The organism is Nocardia higoensis NBRC 100133, from assembly GCF_000308595.1.
Taxonomy (GTDB): domain Bacteria; phylum Actinomycetota; class Actinomycetes; order Mycobacteriales; family Mycobacteriaceae; genus Nocardia; species Nocardia higoensis.
In genome coordinates this window covers 120,110-140,219 of the sequence record NZ_BAGA01000102.1, presented here as the reverse complement: position 1 = coordinate 140,219, position 20,110 = coordinate 120,110, and the positions used below count along the sequence as shown (strand labels likewise).

The following is a 20,110-nucleotide window of genomic DNA, read 5'->3' as shown; positions in this document are numbered from 1 at the left end:
CAGCGTGGAGTCGCCGCGATAGGGGTTGTCCCGGTCGGCCGCACCGCCTTTCGGGCGAGGCGGGTCGACGATGCCGACCAGGCAGCCCAGCGCCGCCACACCCGCCATGATCGCGGGAACCAGGACGGCCGCGGCGATTCCGTGGTGCGAGGCCACCGCGGGGATCGTCAGCGCGCCGATGCCGACGCCCAGCGGCTGGGCGGTCTGCCGGATGCCCATCGCCAGACCGCGGCGATCGGGCGGGAACCAGCCGACGATGACCCGCCCGCTGGCGGAGTTGGTGCTCGCCGCGCCGATGCCGCCGATCAGCAGCAGCGCGCCCAGGGCGATGTCGTCGGTGGTGGTGGCCGCACCGACGCCGGCGATGAACATGATCGCGGGGCCGGCCACGAGCACTTTGCGCTCGCCGATGCGGTCCATCACATATCCCCAGGCGATGAGCGTGCAGACCAGGCCGACGGTGGGCATGGCCACGAGCAGGCCCGCGGTCGGCAGTGCCATGCCGCGTTCGGTCAGGGCGGGCAGCAGGAACGGAATGCCGTGGATGAAGACGGCGCTGGAGGCCTGCGCGAAGACGCCGAGGGCGAGCATCGACCACCGGTGCGCCGCGCCTACCCGCGTGCCGACTGATCCGAGGGCCATCGACCTCACCTCTGCATCTCAAAATATGGGACTGGATTCTCATTTAGTGAAAACTGGGCTCACGGTACACCCGTTCGCCGGATCGGCGCATCCGGGACCGACGTCCGCCGGCGGCGAGGAATCTCACAATCGAGCCGCCCGTGGCGAGTCCTCGACCGGGGAGGTGGATCGCGGCGACCAGCGGCTTCCGTAGACTCCCCCCCATGCGTCTAGGTCGAGTTGCCAGTCCCGATGGGGTCGCGTTCGTCAGCATCGAAGGGGAGGAGGGGGCTGCCGTCGCGAAGGAGATCGCCGAGCACCCGTTCGGTACCCCGACGTTCACCGGGCGCAGCTGGCCGCTGGCCGACGTGCGCCTGCTCGCGCCGATTCTGGCCAGCAAGGTCGTGTGCGTCGGCAAGAACTACGCCGCGCACGCCGCGGAGATGGGCGGCACCGCGCCGGAGGAGCCGGTGATCTTCATCAAGCCGAACACCGCCATCGTCGGACCGAACGCTCCGATCGTCTATCCGCCGAGCTCCACGCGGGTCGACTACGAGGGCGAGCTGGCAGTGGTCATCGGCCGGCCCTGCAAGGATGTGCCCGCGGCCAGGGCGCGCGAGGTCATCCTCGGCTACACCGTCGCCAACGATGTGACCGCGCGCGACCAACAGCAGAGCGATGTCCAGTGGACCAGGGGCAAGGGGTACGACACGTTCTGCCCGCTGGGCCCGTGGATCGAAACCGACTTGGACCCGGCGGATCTGGAGATCCGTACCGAGCTCGACGGCGAGGTTCGTCAGCGCAGCCGGACTTCGCTTCTCCTGCACGACATTCCGAAGCTCGTGGAATGGGTGAGTACGGTCATGACGCTGCTGCCCGGCGATGTGATCCTCACCGGAACACCCGAGGGCGTCGGCCCGATGCAGGTCGGACAGCAGGTGTCCGTCACCGTCGAAGGCATCGGCACCCTGACCAATCCTGTTGCCGCCAAACGCTGATCGAGAGAGAGCAATGACACCAGTACGGGTCCGTTTCTGCCCGTCGCCGACCGGGACGCCGCATGTCGGCCTGATCCGCACCGCCCTGTTCAACTGGGCGTATGCCCGCCACACCGGCGGCACCTTCGTCTTCCGTATCGAGGACACCGACGCGGCCCGCGATTCCGAGGAATCCTACGCGGCGATCCTCGACGCGCTGCGCTGGCTCGGGCTCACCTGGGACGAGGGACCCGAGGTCGGCGGACCCTATGAGCCCTACCGGCAGTCGCAGCGACGCGATCTGCATCTCGACGTCGTCCGGCGTTTGCTGGAGGCCGGTGAGGCCTATGAATCCTTCTCCACGCCAGAGGAAGTCGAGGCTCGCCACAAGGCTGCCGGCCGCGATCCGAAGCTCGGCTACGACAACTTCGACCGCGATCTCACGCCCGAGGCGATCGCGGCCTACAAGGCCGAGGGCAGGGCGCCGGTGGTGCGGCTGCGGATGCCCGACGAGGACCTGTCCTGGCACGATCTGGTGCGCGGGGAGACCACCTTCAAGGCGGGCACGGTGCCGGACTTCGCGCTCACCCGCGGTAATGGCATTCCGCTCTACACGCTGGTCAACCCGGTCGACGACGCGCTGATGAAGATCACCCACGTATTGCGCGGCGAGGACCTGCTCTCCTCCACTCCGCGCCAACTCGCGCTCTATGCCGCATTGCGCCGGATCGGGGTGGCCGACTTCACTCCGGAGTTCGGTCATCTGCCGTTCGTGATGGGCCAGGGCAACAAGAAGTTGTCCAAGCGCGACCCGGAGTCGAACCTCTTCCTGCATCGGGATCGCGGATTCATTCCTGAAGGTTTGCTGAATTACCTCGCATTGCTCGGTTGGGGCCTTGCTGAGGACCGCGATGTCTTCTCGATGGCCGAGATGGTCGCGGTGTTCGATATCACCAAGGTGAATTCCAATCCGGCCCGTTTCGATCAGAAGAAGGCCGATGCGATCAATGCCGAGCACATCCGATTGCTGGAGCCGGCCGATTTCGCGGGACGGCTCCGGGACTTCCTCACCGAGCATGGGCACATCGGGCCCGGGAGCAAAGCCGGGGAAGTGGACGACAAAGTGTTCGCGGCGGCCGCCGAATTGGTCCAGACCCGCATCGTCGTCCTGAGCGACGCCTGGGATCTGCTGCGATTCCTCTTCGTGCCGGCCGGTGAATTCACCGTGGACGAGGCGGCGGCGGCGAAGAATCTCGGCGCCGACGCGGTACCGGTGCTCGAGGCCGCGGTGGCCGCGCTGGAGCCGCTGGCGTCCTGGGCCACCCCGGCGATCGAGGAAGCGCTGAAAACGGCCCTGATCGACGATCTGGGCCTCAAACCGCGCAAGGCCTTCACGCCGGTGCGGGTGGCGGTCACCGGGTCGCACATCAGCCCGCCGCTGTACGAGTCGCTGGAACTGCTCGGACGTGAGATCGCTCTCGATCGGCTGCGCTCGGCTCTGGATTCCGCACGCGGATAGCGACCGGCCACGCGGGGCGCGGGGGAGCGTCGCACCGCCCGGCTCCCCCGCGGCAATGGCCTCGAAACCATCGAAAATATGCCTCTGACCAGCCGATTTGTAGTTTACCCTCCCACCTTTGGTAATCTCTTTCTCGGCCGGAACACGGACCGAAGCCAGCCAGGCTCCGGGAAGAAAGTCCAGGTCATTGGGGTATGGTGTAATTGGCAACACAGCTGATTCTGGTTCAGCCATTCTAGGTTCGAGTCCTGGTACCCCAGCGGAAAGTGTTGCACGTCTCTCGGTTCGCGACCGAAAGTTGTTCAGCACCTGGCGATTTGGTCGCCAGGCTCCGGTCGGCTAAGCTAACCGAGCACTCCACGGATCGAGAGATCCACACCGGGTGATCCTCAGAAATGAGAGATCATGTCCCTGGCCCCGTCGTCTAGCGGCCTAGGACGCCGCCCTCTCAAGGCGGTAGCGCGGGTTCGAATCCCGTCGGGGCTACTGAAGAAAGACCTCCGCTCATCCGAGCGGGGGTCTTTCTCGTTGTCCCGCTCCGGTGCCCGCGTCCGGCTCCGTGCGGAGCCGGGACACGGAAGCGGCCGGCGCACCCGAGAAGACCGCTCAGCCATCGAGCCCGCTCGGTCCAGGGGCGCCGCTCAGTCCAGGAAAGCCGCTGTGGTCCCGCCGAGAGGCATCGCGGGCAGGCCCAGCTTGCGGTGGTCCCAGCTGCGGATGCGGGTGGGCACCACCCGCACGGCGACCCGCTTGTGCAGCATGTTCGCCACCAGGGGGGCCATCTCCTCGCTGTAGGGGCCGGTGTAGCGCTCCCAGACGCTCACCCCGACCTTCCATATCGCGTCCGGGTCCTCGACGATCTCGGCGGTGCCCTCGATGGAGACCCCGCGCAACTGGTCGTAGGTGTGGCCGGCCTCCACCATGCAGGTGATGCGCGGGTCGCGTCGCAGGTTCACCACCTTCTGCGACTTGGCCTTGGTCTCGAACCACAGCTCCGGCAGGGCGCGCACCGTGCCGTCGGCCTCGCGCTCCCCGCCGATCAGCGCGTACCACATGGCGATCAGGTGTGGTGCGCCGCCGGGGCCGAGGGTCGCCAGGGTCGCGATGCGACTGCTCTCCAGGAACTCGCCGACCTCGGCGTCGGTCATGACGATCTGCGCGCGTTGATTGACTCCCATGCGCACACTGTATGGCGAAAGTGAAACGTGTTACAGCCGTTTGTGCAGCGCGTCGGACGCGGCCACCAGATCGGCCGCCCAGCGCGCGCCCGGCCGTCTGCCCATCCGGTCGATCGGGCCGGACACCGAGACCGCCGCCACCACGGCACCCGCGGTGTCGCGGACCGGGGCGGAGACGCTGGCGACGCCCGAGGCGCGCTCGGCCGCGCTCTGCGCCCAGCCGCGCTTGCGCACCTCGGCGAGCACCCGCTCGCCGAACACGGCGTCGGGCAGCACGGTGCGCTGCACCTCGGCGTCGGCCCAGGCGAGCAGGACCTTGGCCGCCGAGCCCGCGGTGAGCGGTAGTCGGGCGCCGATGGGAACGGTGTCGCGCAGACCGGAGGGCGGCTCCATGGCGGCCACGCAGACGCGGGCATGACCGTCGCGGACGTAGAGCTGGACGCTCTCTCCGGTGATCTCGCGCAGCCGCGGCAGGATGAGGGTCGCCGCCTCCTGGAGCGGATCGTTCGCCGTCGCCGACAGCTCGGCCAGTGCGGGCCCGGGGCGCCAGACGCCGTTGTTGTCGCGAGCGAGCAGGCGGTGGGTTTCCAGGCCGACGGCGAGCCGGTGCGCGGTGGCCCGCGGCAGGCCGGTGCGGGCGCAGAGGTCGTTGAGGCCGCAGGGTTGCTCGGCGACGGCGTGGAGCACCGCCACCGCTTTGTCCAGAACGCCGATACCGCTATGCTGTCTCATAGAACGATACTAGCGTCTCGGATACTGAGAAATCGAACTCGGTGGGAGCATCCCCCGGACGACGATCTCGACGGAATTCGGGTCCGGGCGTGATCCGCCCGGGGCAGGTTCCGCCGGACGCGAAAGCCCAGCCCGTGCAGCCATCCGCCCTCCGCAGCCCGGAGGTAGCGGACCTGCCGTTCGTTTCGAAAGGTGAGCGAGAAATGACCGACCGCCCCCGTACCCTGGCCGAGAAGGTCTGGGACGAGCATGTCGTCGCCCGCGGTGCGGGTGAAGGCGCCTCGCGTGAGCCCGATCTGATCTACATCGATCTGCATCTGGTGCACGAGGTGACCAGTCCGCAGGCCTTCGACGGTCTGCGCGCCGCGGGCCGTCCGGTGCGCAGGCCGGATCTCACCATCGCCACCGAGGATCACAACGTCCCGACCATCGACATCGACAAGCCGATCGCGGACCCGATCTCGCGCACCCAGGTCGAGACGCTGCGGCGCAACTGCGAGGAATTCGGCATCCGCCTGCATCCGATGGGCGATCTCGAGCAGGGCATCGTGCACGTGGTCGGCCCGCAGCTCGGCCTGACCCAGCCGGGCACCACCGTGGTCTGCGGTGACAGCCATACCTCCACGCACGGCGCGTTCGGCGCGCTGGCGATGGGCATCGGCACCAGCGAGGTCGAGCACGTGCTCGCCACCCAGACGCTGTCGTTGCGCCCGTTCAAGACGATGGCGATCAACATCGACGGTCAGCTGCCGCCCGGAGTCACCAGCAAGGACGTGATTCTCGCGGTCATCGCCCAGATCGGCACCGGCGGCGGCCAGGGCTACGTGCTCGAGTACCGCGGCGAGGCCGTCCGGTCGATGTCGATGGAAGCCCGGATGACCATGTGCAACATGTCCATCGAGGCGGGCGCCAGGGCGGGCATGATCGCCCCCGACGAGGTCACCTACGAGTTCCTGAAGGGCCGTCCGCACGCCCCGAAGGGCGCCGACTGGGACGCCGCGGTCGCGGCCTGGGATGCGCTGGCCACCGACGAGGGCGCGGTTTTCGACGCCGAGGTGCACATCGACGCGAGCTCGCTGAGCCCGTTCGTCACCTGGGGCACCAATCCCGGTCAGGGCGCCCCGCTGAGCGCTGCGGTGCCGAATCCGGCCGAGATCGCCGACGAGACGGCCCGCGAGGCCGCGGAGAAGGCGCTGCGGTACATGGATTTGACCCCGGGCACGCCGCTGCGCGAGGTCACGGTCGACACGGTGTTCGTCGGCTCGTGCACCAACGGCCGGATCGAGGATCTGCGGGCGGTCGCCGATGTGCTGAAGGGCCGTCGGGTCGCCGAAGGCGTGCGGATGCTGGTGGTGCCCGGCTCGATGCGGGTCCGCGCACAGGCGGAATCCGAGGGGCTGGGCGAAATTTTCACCGCCGCGGGCGCCGAATGGCGGCAGGCCGGCTGCTCGATGTGCCTGGGCATGAATCCCGATCAGCTCGAACCCGGGCAGCGCTGCGCCTCCACCTCCAACCGCAACTTCGAGGGCAGGCAGGGCAAGGGCGGTCGCACCCACCTGGTTTCCCCGCTGGTCGCCGCGGCCACCGCGGTGCGCGGAACCCTGTCCTCACCCGCCGATCTGGACTGAGAAAGTTCGCCCTTCACCTTTTCTACCCAGGAGAATCCGATGGAACCCTTCACCGTGCACAAGGGAATCGGCGTGCCGCTGCGCCGGTCCAATGTCGACACCGATCAGATCATTCCGGCCGTCTACCTGAAGCGGGTCACCCGCACCGGATTCGAGGACGGGCTGTTCGCCGCCTGGCGCAGCGATCCGGACTTCATTCTGAACACCGAACCCTTCAATCGGGGCACCGTGCTGGTGGCCGGGCCGGATTTCGGCACCGGATCCTCGCGCGAACACGCGGTTTGGGCGCTGTCGGACTACGGCTTTCGAGTGGTCATCGCGTCCCGCTTCGCCGACATCTTCCGCGGCAATGCGGGTAAGGGCGGTCTGCTGGCCGCGCAGATGTCACAGAACGATGTCGAAATGCTCTGGAAGATGATCGAGGAACAGCCCGGTCTCGAATTGACGGTGGACCTCCGGGCGCGCACTGTCACCGCGGGAACCGTCGTGTTGCCGTTCGATATTGATGACTACACCCGGTGGCGTCTGCTGGAAGGTTTGGACGACATCGGCCTGACGCTGCGTCAGAGTGACGTCATCGCCGAGTTCGAAAAGGCAAGGCCGGCATGGAAGCCCGTCACGCTTCCGGCGCCTATTTCGCAGGCGTAATCATCGGTGCGGTGATAGCTGGGCGCCATCAGATGCGGTAGCTGGACGTGTGCTAAACCACCATGAATTTTGGCGTGGCACATAGACTCTTGCCCAATGTGGGTTTACCGTGGTACCTAGTCGGTCCGACGACGGGCCATTAGTCTGCGGAGGATTCAATGAACAAGGCGGAACTGATCGACGTTCTGACCGAAAAGTTGGGTACGGACAGGCGCACGGCTACCGCGGCAGTCGAGCACGTTGTCGACACCATCGTGCGTGCGGTGCACAAGGGCCAGAGCGTCACCATCACCGGATTCGGTGTGTTCGAACAGCGCAAGCGCGCCCCCCGGGTCGCCCGGAACCCGCGCACCGGCGAAACCGTCAAGGTGAAAGCCACTTCGGTGCCGGCGTTCCGGCCCGGCGCCCAGTTCAAGGCCGTCATCGCGGGTAAGCAGAAGCTGGCCGCGACCGGTCCTGCGGTCAAGCGGGGCGTGAATGCGCCTGTGGCGGCCAAGAAGACGGCGGCCAAGAAGGCGACGACGGCGGCCGCCAAGAAGGCAGCGGCCAAGAAGACCACCGCCACCAAGGCGGCGGCCAAGAAGACCACTGCCACCAAGGCCCCCGCGAAGACCACCGCGCGCAAGACGACCGCGACCAAGACCGCGGCCAAGAAGGCGCCCGCGAAGAAGGCCACCACCAGGGCGACGGCCGCCAAGAGCACCACCGCCGCCAAGAAGACGACCGCCGCCAAGAAGACCACGGCGGCCAAGTCGACCGCGGCCAAGGCCACCGCGGCCAAGAAGACCACGGCGGCGAAGAAGGCCCCCGCGAAGAAGACCGCGGCCAAGCGGACGACCACCCGCCGCTGAGGCCGCACTACGCGCCGCCCGCCGGGTACACCACCGCCGCCGGCGCGGCATACGCGCATCTACCGCAGCTGGACCGATGAGAGCCCCGGGAACACCCGTCCCGGGGCCGATTCGGTCGGCTAGCCCGTTGTCGGTGGCTACCCCGCTGTGGCCGATTCCGATGCGCAGATCACGATTTCACTACGGACGTGGACAGCTTCCGGTCGAGATGATCGGCGGCGACCAGTCGCTCGCCCACGAACGAGAGCACCCACGCACTGCCCTTGCGATTGCGCGCGGGCGGCAATTTCACACCGTCGCGTTCGGCCCACCAGTCCAACAGGTCGGGAATCACCCCGCCCTGGCTGCACACCACCCGCACCTCCTCGGGTGAGACCAACTCGGTGGCCCGCTGTCTGGCCGCTTCGGGATCGGCCGTGTACGCCTCTTCCGACAGTGACGGCTCGAGGAGAACATCCACGCCGAGTTTGTCCGCCAGTGGCCGCACCGTGTCCACACAGCGCAACGGCGGCGCGGAGTACACCGCGGCCGGGCCGAAGGCGAGCAGATTGGGCACCAGTGCCCGCGCCTGCTCCTGGCCTGCCTGCTCGAGCGGGCGCTGCTCGTCCGGGCCGTCGAAACGGTCGCGGTGACCGGCTTTCGCGTGCCGCACCAGCACCATGGTGGCGGTGTCGGCGGGCAGCCGGGCGAAGGTGCGCATCACCTGACGGTCCATCGGATAGGACAGCTCGTCCATCACCCGGTCGAGCGGATGCCAGCCGAGTTCGTCGACTTCGGAATTGGCGTGGAATTCGCCGCCCGCCACCGAAGCCGCCCAATAATCGACGCGCTTGAGTTTGCGATGGCCGGGAATGGGATATGTGACATATCCCAGATAGCGGCCGAGCCTGCAGGCCAGGCCGGTCTCTTCGTTGACCTCGCGCACCGCGGCGAGCATCGGGGTCTCGCCCGGATCGAGTTTGCCCTTGGGCAGCGACCAATCGCCGTACTTGGGCCGGTGCACGACGGCGATCTCGATCCCGCCTCCGGCACGGGGCCGCCACAGCACCGCGCCCGCCGCGTGGATATTGGCGGTGACCTGCGGGTCCCAGATCGGGCCGTCGACGGTGTAGCCCGCGTGTTCGCTCACGGCTGTTCCGGCCTCCGTAGTCGCATCATGTACTGCTGGTGATCGCGGACCAGTCCGTCCTCGGCGCCGTGGCGTTCGGGGGATGCGGTCCAACTGCCGTCGGGTTGCAGCACCCAGCACCGGGTGGTTGGGAAGAGCGCGGAATCGAGCACGCCGCCCAATTGCTCTTTCAGCTTGGGATCGTTGACCTTCGCCATCACCTCGACCCGCCGGTCGAGATTGCGGTGCATCATGTCGGCGCTGCCGATCCAGAACTCGTCCTGTGCCTGGAAATGCATCAGTCGCGAGTGCTCGAGGAACCGGCCGAGGATCGAACGCACCTCGATGTTCTCGCTCATGCCCTCGACACCCGGCCTGAGGCCGCAGATGCCGCGCACGACGATCTGCACCGGCACGCCGGCCTGCGAGGCGCGGTAGAGCGCGTCGATGACCTGCTCGTCGACAATCGCGTTGGCCTTCAACCGGATTCGCGCCGGGGTGCCCTGCTGGGCCAGTTCGATCTCGCGCTGGATTCGCTCGATGATGCCTGCGCGGACACCTTGCGGGGCAACCAGCAGATTGCGGTAGTCGGACTTTCGCGAATATCCGGTCAGCGAGTTGAACAGATCGGTGAGATCTGCACCGATTTCCGGTGCGGCAGTGAGCAATCCGACGTCCTCGTACAGGCGCGCGGTCTTCGGGTTGTAGTTGCCGGTGCCGATATGGCAGTAGCGGCGAATCGTGGAGCCCTCGCGCCGCACCACCAGGCAGGTCTTGCAGTGCGTCTTGAGCCCGATGAGCCCGTAGACCACGTGGACCCCCGCCTGTTCGAGCTTGCGGGCCCATTTGATGTTGGCCTGCTCGTCGAAGCGGGCCTTGATCTCGACCAGCGCCACGACCTGCTTGCCCGCCTCGGCGGCGTCGATGAGCGCGTTGACGATCGGGGAGTCGCCGGAGGTTCGGTACAGCGTCTGCTTGATGGCCAGCACCTGCGGGTCGGCGGCGGCCTGCTCGATGAAGCGCTGCACGCTGGTGGAGAACGAGTCGTAGGGATGGTGCACCAGCACATCGCCCTCGCGCAGCGCGGCGAACACATTGCGCGGGGTCTCGCGCTCACCGAACGCGGACGGCGTGGCGGGCACGTAGGGCGCGTCCTTGAGGCCGGGACGGTCCACCCCGTAGACCTGCCACAGGCAGGACAGATCGAGCAGGCCGGGCACCTGGATCACGTCGGCTGGGTCCACGTCGAGTTCGCGCAGCAGCAGATCGAGCATGTGCTCGGTCATGTCGTCGGAGACCTCGAGGCGCACCGGCGAACCGAACCGGCGCCTGGCCAGTTCGCGCTCGAGGGCCTGCAGCAGATCTTCGTCGCGATCCTCGTCGACCTCGAAATCCGCATTGCGGGTGATCCGGAAGGAATGGTGCTCGACCACTTCCATACCGGGGAACAGCTGATCGAGGTGTGCGGCGATGAGGGCTTCCATCGGCAGGAAGGCCGCGATCGAGCCGGAGGTGCGGCGGACCCGCACGAAGCGGTCGACATTGTCGGGCACCTTGACGCGGGCGAAGTGCTCGCCGCCGGTGACCGAGTCCTTCACAGTGACGGCGAGATTGAGGCTCAATCCGCTGATGTAGGGGAACGGGTGCGCGGGGTCGACCGCGAGCGGGGTGAGGACCGGGAATACCTGATCCTGGAAGTAGGCCGACTGGCGCTTGCGTTCCTCGGCGTCCAGATCGTCCCAGCCGATGATGTCGATACCTTCGGCGGTGAGCGCGGGCAGCACCGAATCGATGAACACCCGTGCGTGCCTGCCCGCGATCTCCTGGGTCCGCGCGGCGATCAGCGCCAGTTGCTCGCTCGGAGAGCGCCCGTCGGCCGAGCGCACCGACAGACCGGTCTCGGCGCGGCGCTTGAGCCCGGCGACGCGCACCATGAAGAACTCGTCGAGGTTGGAGGAGAAGATCGCCAGGAACTTCGCGCGCTCGAGCAACGGCAGCGAGGCGTCCTCGGCCAGGGCGAGGACCCGGGCGTTGAAGTCGAGCCAGCTCAATTCCCGATTGAGGTAGCGATCCTGCGGCAAACGTTGTGTCGCCTGGTCTGGCTGGGGAGGCGTCGCGGCCGGTGGTGGCGTTGGCAGCTGCTGCTGCTTGGCGATTTCCGTAGGGCTCACACCTCCGATCATCCCTTACCGGCGGTCCACCGCGCACCTCGACATCGCAACGAACACAGTGCCGTGAGCAGAACCATGGCGACCCTCTAGCACACTCGGCGGATCGGTTCGTGAACGCGACACGACCAGCCGATGTCGTGCAGCACAGCGCGCGTCGACGAACCCGCGCCCAGTTCGATCACCCGCTCGAGATCGGCGGCGGTGTCGACATCGAGGCGCAGGCCGGGCCAATCACCCGCCAGCTCCACCGCGCCCGCCGCGATGTGGCGCCGCGCCGAGTCCACGCCGAACGCGGGCGCCAGGTCGCCGCCGTCGCGCACCAGCAGCGCAGCCGTGCCCGTGCCGGTGTGGTCGATCACGACGGCGCGCCCGTGCGGTGGGGCCGTGGCCAGCATGTCGGCGAGTTCGCCCGGGCGCAGCGCGGGCAGGTCGGCCTGCAGGACCAGCAGGTCGGCCATGGGGTGCTCGGCGCGCAGACTCGCGGCGGCGTGCGCGAGGGCGGTATTCAAGCCGTCGGCCGGAACGTCGAAGCCACCGGCAGTGGTGTGCGGCCCGCCGGCCGCGGCGACCGGGGGCTCGGGATGAGCGTGGGCGCCGAGCGCGCCGACCAGGTCGGTGACCGCGGCGTCGGGGGTCACCACGGTGATCGAACGGATCTGCGGGACGGCTGTCGCAGCGGTGACGGTGTCGGCGAGCATGGCCAGCACGAGGCGGGCCCGGTGCGGTGCGGGCAACCGGTCGGCGAGGCGGCTCTTCGCCTGATCGAGGCGCTTGACCGCGATCAGGGCGTGCACGGCGTGCGGACGCATGGGCCCAATCCTTGCATGGCATATTGGGTTGATGACGAGGGCGGCAGTACTTGGTGCGGGATCCTGGGGTACCGCGTTCGCGAAGGTGTTGGCCGACGCGGGAACGGATGTGACGATCTGGGCGCGGCGCCCGGAGATCGCCGAGGCACTCGCGACCGAGCATCGCAACCCCGCCTACCTGCCCGATGTGCGACTACCCGAGATGGCCGCGACCCACGACCCGGAACTCGCGTTGCGCGGCGCGGAACTGGTGGTGCTCGCGGTGCCCTCGCAATCGCTGCGCGCGAACCTGGCCGACTGGCGGCCGGCGCTGCGTGCGGCGATCGACGATCACGACGCCACGCTGCTGAGCCTGGCCAAGGGCATCGAGACCGGCACGCTGCTGCGGATGAGCGAGGTCATCGACGAGGTGACCGGCGCCGGGCGCGAACGCATCGCGGTGCTGTCCGGGCCGAACCTGGCCAAGGAGATCGCCGTCGGACAGCCGGCCGCGACCGTGGTCGCCTGCGTCGATTCGGCCAGGGCCGAGGCGGTCCAACGAGCGTGCTACACCGGCTATTTCCGGCCGTACACCAATACCGATGTGGTCGGCTGTGAGATCGGCGGCGCCTGTAAGAACGTCATCGCGCTGGCCACCGGTATCGCGGCGGGCATGGGCCTGGGTGACAACTCGATCGCCAGCATCATCACCCGGGGGCTGGCCGAGATCATCCGGCTGGCGGTCACCCTCGGCGCCGAACCGGTGACGCTGGCCGGACTGGCCGGTGTCGGCGACCTGGTGGCTACCTGCACCTCGCCGCTGTCGCGCAATCGGTCCTTCGGCCATGTGCTCGGCGCGGGCGGTTCCATGGAAGCCGCGCAACAGGCGACCCATGGCCAGGTGGCCGAAGGTGTGAAGTCGTGCACATCGGTGCGGGCGCTGGCCGCCGCGCACGAGGTGGAGATGCCGCTGACCGATGCGGTGCACCGCGTGTGCCACGAGGGAGTTTCGGTGCGTGAGGCGGTCGGCAGCCTGCTCGGCAGGCGCATCAAACCGGAGTAGTGACCCCAGAAGTGCGGGTACGGCGGGCTCCGGCGCGCCCGGTACGGTTCCTGGCATGACGAACCGGATCAGGGTGGCGGTGGTGTTCGGCGGACGCAGCAACGAGCACGCGGTGTCGTGCGTGTCCGCGGCCAGCGTGCTGCGACATCTGGATCCCGACAGGTACGAGCCCGTCCCGATCGGCATCACCCCCGACGGCGGCTGGGTGCTGGCGAACTCCGACATCGCCTCGATCGGCCTGAGCCACGACGCGCTGCCGTCGGTGGACGCGACCGGCACCGCGCTCACCCTGACGCCGGATCCCACCAGGGCGGGCGCGCTGGTCGCCCTCGACGACGCGAGCGCCGTGCTCGGCGCGGTCGATGTGGTGTTCCCGATCCTGCACGGGCCGTTCGGTGAGGACGGCACCCTGCAGGGCATGCTCGAACTGGCCGGCGTGCCCTATGTCGGCCCCGGCGTGCTCGCCAGCGCGGCGGGCATGGACAAGGAGTTCACCAAGAAGCTGCTGGCCGCCGAGGGGCTGCCGATCGGCAGGCAGGTGGTCTTGCGGCCGGGCGCGGCGACACTGACCGGCGAGCAGCGCGAGGAGCTCGGGCTTCCGGTGTTCGTCAAACCCGCGCGGGCGGGCTCGTCCATCGGCATCACCAAGGTCGACGACTGGAGCGATCTGGACGCGGCGATCGACAAGGCCAGGCACCACGATCCGAAGGTGATCGTGGAAGCGGGCATCGTCGGGCGCGAGGTCGAGTGCGGTGTGCTGGAGTTCCCGGACGGACGGGTCGAGGCGAGCGTCATCGCCGAGATCAAGATGCCCGACAGGGACGGTCCGCAGTTCTACGATTTCGACACCAAGTACCTCGACGACGTCTGCGAATTCGACGTGCCTGCCAAGCTCGACGACGAGATCACCGACAGGGTGCGTCGGATGGCGGTGCGTGCCTTCCGCGCCCTGGACTGCCAGGGCCTGTCCAGGGTGGACTTCTTCGTGACCGAGGACGGGCCCGTCATCAACGAGATCAACACCATGCCCGGATTCACCTCGATCTCGATGTACCCGCGGATGTGGGAAGCGGCCGGCGTGGACTACGCGACGCTGGTGTCCACGCTGATCGAGACCGCCATGGCGCGCGGAACCGGGCTGCGCTGAGAAACCCCGCCCGCTGCCTAGTTGGGCAGCGGGCCGGGGTCGATCTCGCGCGGTGCGATGGTGCCGGTGATCGCGTCGGAGACCGATTGCAGCGGGGTCGGGCCGGAGCCGTCGGGAATGGTCAGCGCGATATAGGTCTCGCGATCGACGGCGAACCAGGTGCTGGTCGCCGCGGCGTCGTCGCGGACCTCGAACCATCGCACGTCGTTGACGATCTGCAGCGGCGAGGCGCGATTGAATTCCAGCGGCCGGTCCAAGCCGCAGCGCAGCACGATCGGTTCGCCGCCGTCGGCGGGCTGCCAGGCCTTGGTCGCGGGCGGGACCGGGTCGACCAGGGTCGCGACGGAGTAATCGCCGAGGTCGTCGGGCAGGGCGGGCAGCAGAGCCGCGCAGGCCGGGCCGTCGGCCGCGGGCGCGGGGACCGGGCCGAGCGCCAGCGGCTCCCGGTCGACCGGCATATTGCGGGCGATCACGGCGGCGACCAGCAGACCGACCACCAGAACGACCGGAAGCGCGACGGCGGTCGCGATCAGAGCCGGGGAGTACCGCGCCTCGGCGGAGTCCGCCGCCGGTGGGGTGTCCTCGTGCGAGCCGTCCTCGTCCGGCGAATCCGCCGCCATGCCTGATCCTTCCCCGGCTCGCCGCGCCTGCTGTGCGCGCGGGAACCGCTGTGTCCGCAGCTGCCGTCACCGGTGTCGCCGAGGGTTCGCCCTCGGTGGTGTCCGGCGCCCAGGACAGGGTACCGTCGAGCCGATTTCTGCCCGCACGACCTCGGGAAAGGGGCTCGGTCATCAGCGAGAGCGCGACGCCGCGGACGGTGCGTGAACTGGGGGAGTTCGCGCTCATCGAGCGCATCAACGCCGGGCGCGTGCACAGCGCCGGTGTCCTGCTCGGCCCGGGCGACGACGCCGCGGTGGTGGCCGCGCCGGACGGACGCTTCGTGGTGAGCACCGATATGTTGGTGCAGGGCAGGCACTTTCGGCTCGATTGGTCCTCCCCGCGCGACATCGGCCGCAAGGCCATCGCGCAGAACGCCGCCGACGTGTACGCGATGGGCGCGGCACCCTCGGCCTTCGTGGTGGCGCTCGGCTGCCCCGCCGACACCCCGGTCGAGCTGATCGACGGGCTGTCCGACGGGATGTGGGCCGAGGCGCAGCGAGCCGGGGCATCCATCGCCGGCGGTGATCTGGTGCGCAGTCCGGAGCTGGTGATCTCGGTGACCGCGTTCGGGGATCTGCGCGGACAGCCCGCCGTCACACGCGCGGGTGCGCGGCCGGGCGATGTCGTGGCGGTCGCGGGCAGGCTCGGCTGGTCGGCGGCCGGGTTCGCGGTGCTCGAGGGTTCCGCCGGATTCGGTCGCGGGCCGGTGCTCGACGAGGCGCTCGCCGCGCATCGTGCGCCGCAGCCGCCGTACGACGCCGTCCCGGTCGGCGGAGGCGCGCGGCCGAACGCATTGACCGATGTCTCCGACGGGCTGCTCGCCGATCTCGGACATCTCGCCACGGCCTCCGGTGTCGCCATCGACCTGCGCTGGGACGCGCTGCGCGAGCCGGACCTCGAGAGTCTTGCCGCCGAGCTGAATGCCGATGCGGCGCAATGGGTTCTGACCGGCGGTGAGGATCACGCCTTCGCCGGAGCCTGGCCCGCCGAGGTCGAACTGCCCGCCGGATGGCGCGCGATCGGCGTGGTCGGCGCGGGTGCGGGCGTCACCGTGGACGGCGCGACCAGAGCGGGCGGCGGGGGCTGGGAATCGTTCCGTGGGGCGGAGGCTGCGCCGGGCAACGAAGCGCGATAGGTTGTGCGGTCATGGGCTCGAAACCATTGTCGGAAATCATCGATCCGGGCTGGGCGCAGGCGCTCGCTCCGGTGGCCGAACGGATCACGGCCATGGGTGAATTCCTCCGAGCGGAGAATGCGGCCGGCCGGGGATATCTGCCCGCGGGGGAGAATGTGCTGCGCGCGTTCCAGCGTCCCTTCGCCGATGTGAGGGTATTGATCGTCGGTCAGGACCCGTACCCGACGCCGGGCCATGCCATGGGCCTGAGTTTCTCTGTGGCGCCGGATGTTTCGCCGATTCCGCGCAGTCTGGTCAATATCTTCACCGAGTTGCACAAGGATCTCGGCTACCCCACCCCGTCCAATGGCGACCTGAGTCCCTGGTCGGATCAGGGTGTGCTGCTGCTGAACCGGGTTCTCACCGTCACCCCGGGTCAGGCCGCCTCGCATCGCGGCAAGGGCTGGGAAGCGGTCACCGAGCAGGCCATCCGTGCGTTGGTGGCCAGGGACGAGCCGCTGGTCGCGATCCTGTGGGGCCGCGACGCGGGTACGTTGCGGCCGCTGCTGAACGAGGCCGGGGTGCCCTACATCGAGTCGGCGCACCCCTCGCCGCTGTCGGCCTCGCGCGGGTTCTTCGGTTCCCGGCCGTTCTCCCGGGTCAACGAACTGCTCGACGAACTCGGCGCCGAACCCGTCGACTGGCGTCTGCCCTGAGTGGTGCGGCCCTGATCCCCTCCGCTGTGTCCCGGGCGAATCCGGGGCCTGTTATATCGCACGCATCGATTCACTGAGGAGCTACACCATGCACCACACGACCGTTCGCGCAGGACTGCGCGGCACCCTGGCGACCCTGGCGCTGGCAGGCGCGATGGCCGGGGGCGCGTCCGTCGCGAACGCCGAGCCGCTGCAGCTGCAGCCCTACACCGCGCCGGTGGCCGAGCCCGCGCCGGTGGCCGAGGAGTTCACCTCGACCGGAACCTCCACCATCTCCTCCGCGGTGAACGCGAAGATCGCCTGCACCCTGCAGAGCACCCTCAGCGCCATGCCGCTGGATTGCTGACCAGCTGAAAGACGTATCGACGCGGGCCGGTGACAGCTGTCACCGGCCCGCGTGCGCGTCGGGGCACTGTGACGAAGCACTTCCGGTGTGCGATCCTCGGATCGTGAGTAATGCGAAGTATCTGGTCGAGCCCAGGCCGCTGCGGTTGCGCGGCAAGGGCGGGATCGAACTGGCCGCCGACCAATTCGGACCCGAGGACGGCCCGCTCGTCGTTTTCCTGCACGGCGGCGGTCAGACCAGGCATTCCTGGAAGCAGACCGGCGCGATTCTGGCCGCCGACGGTTTGCGGGTGGTCACCCTCGACGCCCGCGGTCACGGCGACAGCCAGTGGGCGCCCGACCGGGACTACTCCCGCGCGGTGCTGGTGGAGGATCTCGTCGAGGTGCTCGAGCAGCTCGGCGCGACCGCCGAGCAGGGCGCGGTGATCGTCGGGGCCAGCATGGGCGGCATCACCGGGCTGCTGGCCACCGCGCATCCGCGGGGCGCGGGCATCCGTGCGCTCGTCCTGGTCGACATCGTGACCAGGCCCGAGCCGCAGGGCGTGGAGCGAGTGCTGAACTTCCTCGGCAAGCACCGCGACGGTTTCGAGACCGTCGAGCAGGCCGCCGACGCCGTCTCCGCGTACATGCCGCACCGGCCGCGGCCGGCGAGCAACGACGGACTGCTGCGCAACCTTCGTCACCGTGACGGCCGCTGGTACTGGCACTGGGACCCCGACATGATCGCCGGGCGCACCAATGACGCCGACACCGACACGATGGCCCGGTTGCTCGAGCCCGCCGCCCGCACCCTGCGTATCCCGGTGCTGCTGGTGCGTGGCCGTATGTCCGATGTGGTCAGCGAAGAGGCGGTCGAGGAATTCCTGGAGCAGGTGCCGCACGCCGACGTGGTGGAAATCGGCAATGCCGCGCACACCGCAGCGGGCGACGACAACGACGCCTTCACCGACGCGGTCGCCGATTTCGTGCGCGCCTCGGCACGCTGAGCGCGCGAGTCGTCTCGGGCAGAGCCGACCGGCCGGGCCCGCCGCGCTGATCAGGACGTGTAGTCGGGCTTGCGCTTCTGGACGAACGCGTCGACGCCTTCTCGTCCGTTGGGACTGTCGGCGGCGGTCGCGATGGCATCCGTCTCGCGGTCGAGCTGGTCGGCGAGCGAGGTGGTCAGTGAATCGCGCAGCAGCGCTTTGATGCTCGCGTGGGTGGAGCGCGGCCCGCTCGCCAGGGACCTGGCGAGATCGAAGGCGGCCTCGCGGACATCGGCGCCCTCGTCGACCAACCGGCTGAGGATGCCCAGCCGCACGGCTTCCTCGGCGTCGATCACGGCATCGGTCAGCAGGATCTCGCGTGCCCGCCCGAGCCCGACGACTCGCGGCAGGTTCCATGACATCCCGCCGTCCGGGCTCAGTCCGATCCCGGGATAGGCCGGCCGGAACTTCGTCGACGCCGCGCCGAGCGCCACATCCGCGGCCAGCGCCAGGCTCATGCCCGCGCCCGCCGCCCAGCCCTGCACACCGGCCACGATCGGCACGGTGGTGGCATCGAGTTCGCGGACGAAATCGTGCAGCCTGGTCGCCAGGTCGCGGATGTGCGCGCCGCGCTCGGGCGCGGCCGCGAAACCGCGTACGTCACCGCCCGCGCAGAAGTTCGGGCCCGTGCCGGTGAGCAGCACCGCGCCGATGGACGGGTCGCGGTCGCGCAGGGCGGCGGTGCCCGCGTCGATCCCGGCGAAGTCCATGGAGGTGCCGTGCGCGGCGGTGGCGATGGTGATCCTCAGGACACCCTCGGTGCTGGTGACGTATTCGACAGTCTCGCTGGTCGTCATGACGTCACCCTAACCGGCGGGATCCGCCACCGGTCCCGGGCTTCGGGACATGCGCAGTTGCGGCAGCGCGGTGAACTCCTCGAACTTGCGCGCGCCGTCGGGCGCCCAGCCGTGGCGGCGGTAGAACGCCCGCGCCCGCGGGGCGTCGGCGAAGACCCAGAGGCGGCACGGGAGGGCGGGATCGAGGGCGGCGCGTACGAGGTCGTCGGCGACCCCGGTGCCGTACCAAGCCTCTCGCACGTACAGTGCGTCGAGTTCGGCGCAGGGCGGATCACCGAGAGTGGTGACCGTGACGAATCCGATCACCTCGTCACCGGCCAACGCGACATGGGTGCGCTCCGGGATGTCGCCGCCGGTCCTGGCCAGTCGCCGGGCCACCGCGGCGGCGCGGCGATCGATGTCGAACGCGGCGAGCACCGGTGCGGGCACCAGCGACCGGTAGGCCTCGCGCCACGATTCGATATGACATTCGGCGATGCCGCGGGCATGTTCGGGCGCGGCGGGCACCACCCGTCGGCCTCCCTCGGGGCGGGAACGGCAACGCCCCGGATCACCCATGAGGGCGCCGGGGCGTGTGCTGTGTTGCGCTGGGCTCAGCCGCGAACGACCTTGCCCGCCTTCAGGCAGGAGGTGCACACGTTCATACGGCGGGTGTTGCCCGGCGCGACCTGGGCACGCACGGTCTGGATGTTCGGGTTCCAACGACGGTTGGTACGCCGGTGCGAGTGCGAGACCGACTTCCCGAAGCCGGGGCCCTTGGCGCAGACGTCGCAGACGGCAGCCATAGTCGCGAACTCCTTCATGTCCTGTGGGGGACAGCTACCCGCATGAGGCGGCATGTCCGGAAACAATGTCGTGATGTGCCTGTGCCGACTGATGTCGGCGTGCGGCGCGCGGCAACTCGAGAGTGACGTGCGGCGTGGCAACCCTGCAAGAGTAACCGCAGGCTCCCCGATCGACCAAACCGGGGGCGCGCTCCCCGCTGCGGGCTCGGCTGTCGCCCGCTGCCGCTAACCTGGCTG

General features: G+C 69.0%; 21 protein-coding genes and 2 tRNA genes. 13 read left to right on the top strand and 10 right to left on the bottom strand.

The window, feature by feature from the left end; translation table 11 throughout:
• Window positions 1–642 (bottom strand): MFS transporter (locus ON26_RS18890; protein ID WP_040797525.1); only part of this gene is annotated, 642 nt, incomplete at its 3' end.
• Window positions 643–845: 203 nt separating this feature from the next.
• Here ON26_RS18890 and ON26_RS18885 point away from each other — a divergent pair.
• From ON26_RS18885 to ON26_RS18870, 4 genes are all read left to right on the top strand, one after another.
• Window positions 846–1,619 carry a fumarylacetoacetate hydrolase family protein gene (locus ON26_RS18885; protein WP_040797491.1) on the top strand — a complete coding sequence of 258 codons (774 nt, stop codon included), beginning with the start codon at window positions 846–848 and terminating at the stop codon, window positions 1,617–1,619.
• Between the two features lie 13 nt (window positions 1,620–1,632).
• Entirely contained in the window at window positions 1,633–3,117 is a 1,485-nt protein-coding gene (gltX, locus tag ON26_RS18880) for a glutamate--tRNA ligase (RefSeq protein ID WP_040797490.1), read from the top strand.
• A 188-nt stretch (window positions 3,118–3,305) separates the two neighbouring features.
• Window positions 3,306–3,377 (top strand) — tRNA-Gln (locus ON26_RS18875).
• 153 nt (window positions 3,378–3,530) lie between these two features.
• Window positions 3,531–3,603 (top strand) — tRNA-Glu (locus tag ON26_RS18870).
• A gap of 155 nt (window positions 3,604–3,758) precedes the next feature.
• On the opposite strand, the gene ON26_RS18865 is transcribed toward ON26_RS18870, so the two are convergent.
• Together ON26_RS18865 and ON26_RS18860 are read right to left on the bottom strand one after the other, a co-directional pair.
• Window positions 3,759–4,295: a pyridoxamine 5'-phosphate oxidase family protein gene (locus ON26_RS18865; RefSeq protein ID WP_040797489.1), complete on the bottom strand. Its 537-nt coding sequence runs from the start codon at window positions 4,293–4,295 to the stop codon at window positions 3,759–3,761.
• A 30-nt stretch (window positions 4,296–4,325) separates the two neighbouring features.
• Window positions 4,326–5,027: an IclR family transcriptional regulator gene (locus tag ON26_RS18860; RefSeq protein ID WP_040797488.1), complete on the bottom strand. Its 702-nt coding sequence runs from the start codon at window positions 5,025–5,027 to the stop codon at window positions 4,326–4,328.
• A gap of 203 nt (window positions 5,028–5,230) precedes the next feature.
• Here ON26_RS18860 and leuC point away from each other — a divergent pair, with 203 nt between their 5' ends.
• The 3 genes from leuC to ON26_RS18845 all read left to right on the top strand — a co-directional run bounded on the left by leuC (window position 5,231) and on the right by ON26_RS18845 (window position 8,154).
• Window positions 5,231–6,655, top strand: coding sequence for a 3-isopropylmalate dehydratase large subunit (gene leuC, locus ON26_RS18855; protein WP_040797487.1), 1,425 nt, complete (start codon window positions 5,231–5,233; stop codon window positions 6,653–6,655).
• A 39-nt stretch (window positions 6,656–6,694) separates the two neighbouring features.
• The gene (gene leuD, locus ON26_RS18850) at window positions 6,695–7,303 is read left to right on the top strand and encodes a 3-isopropylmalate dehydratase small subunit (protein WP_040797486.1); all 609 of its coding nucleotides are present in this window, start codon (window positions 6,695–6,697) and stop codon (window positions 7,301–7,303) included.
• Between the two features lie 158 nt (window positions 7,304–7,461).
• Window positions 7,462–8,154 carry an HU family DNA-binding protein gene (locus ON26_RS18845; protein WP_040797485.1) on the top strand — a complete coding sequence of 231 codons (693 nt, stop codon included), beginning with the start codon at window positions 7,462–7,464 and terminating at the stop codon, window positions 8,152–8,154.
• A 169-nt stretch (window positions 8,155–8,323) separates the two neighbouring features.
• Here ON26_RS18845 and ON26_RS18840 read toward each other — a convergent pair whose 3' ends face one another.
• From ON26_RS18840 to cofC, 3 genes are all read right to left on the bottom strand, one after another.
• Window positions 8,324–9,283: an NUDIX hydrolase gene (locus ON26_RS18840; RefSeq protein ID WP_083884197.1), complete on the bottom strand. Its 960-nt coding sequence runs from the start codon at window positions 9,281–9,283 to the stop codon at window positions 8,324–8,326.
• Window positions 9,280–11,445 (bottom strand): RNA degradosome polyphosphate kinase, encoded by a 2,166-nt coding sequence (locus ON26_RS18835; protein ID WP_040797484.1) that lies wholly within the window; start codon window positions 11,443–11,445, stop codon window positions 9,280–9,282. The genes ON26_RS18840 and ON26_RS18835 overlap by 4 nt, the downstream gene beginning before the upstream one ends.
• 74 nt (window positions 11,446–11,519) lie before the next feature.
• Window positions 11,520–12,242, bottom strand: a complete 723-nt coding sequence (gene cofC, locus ON26_RS18830; RefSeq protein WP_040797483.1) for a 2-phospho-L-lactate guanylyltransferase — start codon at window positions 12,240–12,242, stop codon at window positions 11,520–11,522.
• 31 nt (window positions 12,243–12,273) lie between these two features.
• Between cofC and ON26_RS18825 the strand changes: the two genes are divergently transcribed.
• A complete protein-coding gene (locus ON26_RS18825; RefSeq protein ID WP_040797482.1) occupies window positions 12,274–13,284 on the top strand; it encodes an NAD(P)H-dependent glycerol-3-phosphate dehydrogenase in 1,011 nt (336 codons plus the stop codon).
• A gap of 55 nt (window positions 13,285–13,339) precedes the next feature.
• A complete protein-coding gene (locus ON26_RS18820) occupies window positions 13,340–14,431 on the top strand; it encodes a D-alanine--D-alanine ligase family protein (RefSeq protein WP_040797481.1) in 1,092 nt (363 codons plus the stop codon).
• Between the two features lie 17 nt (window positions 14,432–14,448).
• Here the strand turns inward: ON26_RS18820 and ON26_RS18815 are convergent, their stop codons facing one another.
• Window positions 14,449–15,051 carry a DUF3515 domain-containing protein gene (locus ON26_RS18815; protein WP_040797480.1) on the bottom strand — a complete coding sequence of 201 codons (603 nt, stop codon included), beginning with the start codon at window positions 15,049–15,051 and terminating at the stop codon, window positions 14,449–14,451.
• Between the two features lie 137 nt (window positions 15,052–15,188).
• On the opposite strand from ON26_RS18815, the gene ON26_RS18810 reads away from it, so the two are divergent.
• The 4 genes from ON26_RS18810 (at window position 15,189) to ON26_RS18795 (ending at window position 18,252) form a co-directional block, all read left to right on the top strand.
• Window positions 15,189–16,226, top strand: a complete 1,038-nt coding sequence (locus ON26_RS18810) for a thiamine-phosphate kinase (RefSeq protein ID WP_373280951.1) — start codon at window positions 15,189–15,191, stop codon at window positions 16,224–16,226.
• Window positions 16,227–16,237: 11 nt separating this feature from the next.
• Window positions 16,238–16,921 carry a uracil-DNA glycosylase gene (locus ON26_RS18805; protein ID WP_040797479.1) on the top strand — a complete coding sequence of 228 codons (684 nt, stop codon included), beginning with the start codon at window positions 16,238–16,240 and terminating at the stop codon, window positions 16,919–16,921.
• An 88-nt stretch (window positions 16,922–17,009) separates the two neighbouring features.
• Window positions 17,010–17,267, top strand: coding sequence for a hypothetical protein (locus ON26_RS18800; RefSeq protein ID WP_040797478.1), 258 nt, complete (start codon window positions 17,010–17,012; stop codon window positions 17,265–17,267).
• 103 nt (window positions 17,268–17,370) lie between these two features.
• The gene (locus ON26_RS18795) at window positions 17,371–18,252 is read left to right on the top strand and encodes an alpha/beta fold hydrolase (RefSeq protein WP_040797477.1); all 882 of its coding nucleotides are present in this window, start codon (window positions 17,371–17,373) and stop codon (window positions 18,250–18,252) included.
• Window positions 18,253–18,302: 50 nt separating this feature from the next.
• On the opposite strand, the gene ON26_RS18790 is transcribed toward ON26_RS18795, so the two are convergent.
• The 3 genes from ON26_RS18790 to rpmB form a co-directional block, all read right to left on the bottom strand.
• Window positions 18,303–19,088: an enoyl-CoA hydratase/isomerase family protein gene (locus tag ON26_RS18790; RefSeq protein WP_040797476.1), complete on the bottom strand. Its 786-nt coding sequence runs from the start codon at window positions 19,086–19,088 to the stop codon at window positions 18,303–18,305.
• Between the two features lie 9 nt (window positions 19,089–19,097).
• Entirely contained in the window at window positions 19,098–19,598 is a 501-nt protein-coding gene (locus tag ON26_RS18785; protein ID WP_040797475.1) for a GNAT family N-acetyltransferase, read from the bottom strand.
• An 83-nt stretch (window positions 19,599–19,681) separates the two neighbouring features.
• On the bottom strand, window positions 19,682–19,873 hold the full coding sequence (rpmB, locus tag ON26_RS32395) for a 50S ribosomal protein L28 (protein ID WP_011210730.1): 192 nt from the start codon (window positions 19,871–19,873) through the stop codon (window positions 19,682–19,684).
• Window positions 19,874–20,110 lie beyond the last annotated feature (237 nt).